2 protein-coding genes are annotated in these 2,300 nt (G+C 33.7%); both read left to right on the top strand.

The genetic code is table 11. The features are described from left to right. Positions 1-1,887: response regulator (locus GSY74_RS10505; RefSeq protein WP_164665070.1), on the top strand; the 1,887-nt coding region annotated here is incomplete at its 5' end. After that, positions 1,887-2,255, top strand: coding sequence for a response regulator (locus tag GSY74_RS10510; RefSeq protein ID WP_164665072.1), 369 nt, complete (start codon positions 1,887-1,889; stop codon positions 2,253-2,255). The genes GSY74_RS10505 and GSY74_RS10510, both read left to right, overlap by 1 nt. The last annotated feature ends 45 nt before the right edge of the window (positions 2,256-2,300 follow it).

The following is a 2,300-nucleotide window of genomic DNA, read 5'->3' on the forward strand; positions in this document are numbered from 1 at the left end:
AGCTCTGAAAATCTGCTTAGTATCATCAACAATATCTTAGACCTATCAAAGATAGAGAGTAATAAAATCGAGCTTGATATTACTCTCTTTGACCCTATCGTAGAGTTTGAAAATGCTATAGAGACTTATGGAGTCAAAGTATCTGAGAAAAATATTGACCTTAACTTCTATCTTGACCCTACTATAAACAAAAAACTTCTAGGAGACTCTGTAAAGATAAAAGAGATTCTTATTAACCTTTTGAGTAATGCTATTAAATTTACTGACTTTGGTGGTTGGATTAATGTTGAGATAACAAAAACAGAGGTAGTAGATAACCATGCTACGATTCTATTCTCTATTGAAGATAACGGCATAGGCATGACAAAAGAGCAACAGCTCAATGTCTTTGATGCCTTTACCCAAGCCGATGTATCCATCACAAGAAAATATGGTGGCACAGGATTAGGGTTGACTATCACTACTAGATTTTTAGAGATAATGGATAGTGAACTTAAGCTAGAGAGCCAAAAAGAGAAAGGTACAAGATTCTACTTTACACTAGAGCTAGAGGAGGTGCTAGAGAGTACCGCGCTAGATAAATTCTCTATTCAAGATGATATATCTATAGTTAAGTATCAAGCTAGTAAACCTACACAACTTGATAACTATATAAAGAGATATTTAGACTATTTTAATATTTCAACAAATAGTTTTTTAACAGCTAGTGAACTTAACGATTTTAATAAAAGTAAATCTATAGATAATATATGGATAGATATAGACTCCGTTGATAAGACAATTATAGATAGTATCCATAAACTTGACCCAAGTAAAGTTACACTTATTACAGGTTTTAGCAATCGAGCTAAAATTGAAGCATTAGGTATTAAAGGTAGTAAAATACTATACAAACCTATCACTCCAACAAAGATTCTAAATGCAGTCAATAGAATCAAAGATGATAATATAAATAATGAAGTAGTAAAAACTAAAGGTCAGCCAAGAAGAAACAGCTATACACTATTTGACAGCATCCAATTTGATGGTAAAATACTTGTGGCAGAAGACAATATGATAAATCAAAAACTTGTTAAACAGATACTCATGAAGTACGGGATAGAGGTAGACCTTGCAAATGATGGACTTCAAGCATTTGAAAAAATCAAAGATACAAAATATGACCTTATCCTCATGGATATACAGATGCCTGTAATGGATGGTATCGAAGCTACTCATGAGATTATAAACTATGAAAATGAAGAGTCCCTGCCTCATACACCGATTGTCGCCCTAACTGCAAATGCATTAAAAGGTGACCGTGAAAGATTTTTGGATGAGGGTTTAGATGAGTATATCGCTAAACCTATTGAGAATAATGAACTCCTATTTGTACTCAAAAAGTTTCTCAATCAAGCTGAAAATATAATAAAAGAGGAGCCTATCACCAAGAGTGAAGAGGTGGTAGTGGTAGAGAGTATAAAGAGTAGCCGTCCTAGCAAAATCACTCTACTAGAAGAGGATAATGAGGATGGTCTATTGGATATAATAGAGGATGTAGATGAAGAGAAAGTGATACTAATCGCAAAAAAGAATCCATTAGAGGCACAGATACTATCAAAAGTACTCTCCAACTTAGAGTATCAGATTGAGATAATCTCTGATATGAAAAACCTTGAAAACAAGATTCAAAATAGTGACTATGATACTCTCTTGATAGATAGAGAGTTAGAAGCATTTAACCAAGAGGCCATTAAGATGCAACACAGAGATATGTCTGTTATCCTATTAAGTTTAACCGAGTCAAAAGATAGTCAATATAACCGTGAGACCATCAAAGAGGAGCTTATTGGAGTTATCAAAAAAGATGAGCTTAAACGAGTTATTGATAAATATAGGGGTGCTTAATGGCTGTTTTCAAAGTTTTGGTTGTTGACGATGATTATATAAATAGAAAATTACTAGTTAACATCTTAAAGAAAAAGCTATATGAGATTGAAACTCTTGAGTCAGCTGATGGAGAGGATGCACTAGATAAACTCCATCAAAATCCTGATATAGAGCTTATCCTGTTGGATATAGAGATGCCAAAAGTCAATGGCATAGAGTTTCTAGCACGGTATATGGATGATGATACCATCCCCAGAGTCCCTATTATCGCTATCTCATCTAATGAGACTCGTGAAAAAGAGTCTCTGATTAGAGGAGCTGATGCTTTTTTGGTAAAACCTATAAGTGAAGAGAGACTTATGGAGGCTATCTGTAGTTCGTGTTAATTTTTATTATATTTTCCATCTATTCCACCTCATAAAAAAACCTAA

Source organism: Sulfurovum sp. bin170, assembly GCF_010892395.1.
Classification (GTDB): domain Bacteria; phylum Campylobacterota; class Campylobacteria; order Campylobacterales; family Sulfurovaceae; genus UBA1140.

What these genes read in the sequence shown, in the direction of transcription:
- GSY74_RS10510 (WP_164665072.1), top strand. Translation starts at nt 1,887, where the DNA reads ATGGCTGTTTTCAAAGTTTTGGTTGTTGACGATGATTATATAAATAGA.